1 protein-coding gene (running past both ends of the window) is annotated in these 551 nt (G+C 57.0%); it reads left to right on the top strand.

This entire window lies inside a single protein-coding gene on the top strand: locus tag GJA_RS28765, encoding a T6SS effector phospholipase Tle3 domain-containing protein. The 585-nt coding sequence extends 10 nt beyond the window's left edge and 24 nt beyond its right edge, so the window shows coding positions 11-561 (codon 4, partial, through codon 187, complete); the first complete codon in view begins at position 3. Both codon boundaries (start and stop) fall beyond the window edges.

Below are 551 nucleotides of genomic sequence, written 5' to 3'. Positions count from 1 at the left end.
AGGGCGCCGGCATCAAGGCTGATACGCTGATATTGAACAACTGGCCGTACAGCGTCGACCAGCCTGTGCTGGAAAGAACCCAGAGCGGCGACGATCAGCAAACCATCGAAGCGCGCGAAGCAACGCTGATCAACATCATCAAGGAATTCATTACCAGCAACCCTGCTGTGGAACCGGCTTTCGCGGAGTTGAGGGACAAGGGCGCTGGGATTGTCGGTGAAAAATGGCGGCATGATGCCAACAAGGAGCGCGATAACCGCGGCAAGGTCTATCTTTATTTCAGCCCCGACGACTTGACGGTGGGACTGGGCAATATCCAGGGCATAGGCTGGTGGGGTCTGTACGATGGCATGCTTGGCAGAATGGGCGGCCGCTTCCTGCAACGCGTATTTGCGTCGCCAGTGGGTGCCACCAATGGCGCGCCGCAGGTGGGCGATGCCCCTCATGGCATCAATCTGAGTTTCAAATGGAATTTGGCGAGCCAGATGACTTTCTCCAGGAAGCGGCAGATTAACGCCGAAGAGCTTCCGGAACCTTTTCAGGCCGAGCTT

The sequence above is a fragment of the Janthinobacterium agaricidamnosum NBRC 102515 = DSM 9628 genome (genome assembly GCF_000723165.1).
GTDB classification, from domain to species: domain Bacteria; phylum Pseudomonadota; class Gammaproteobacteria; order Burkholderiales; family Burkholderiaceae_D; genus Janthinobacterium; species Janthinobacterium agaricidamnosum.
The sequence above is the reverse complement of the archived record's forward strand: the minus strand, read 5'-3'. Positions and strand labels throughout refer to the sequence as shown.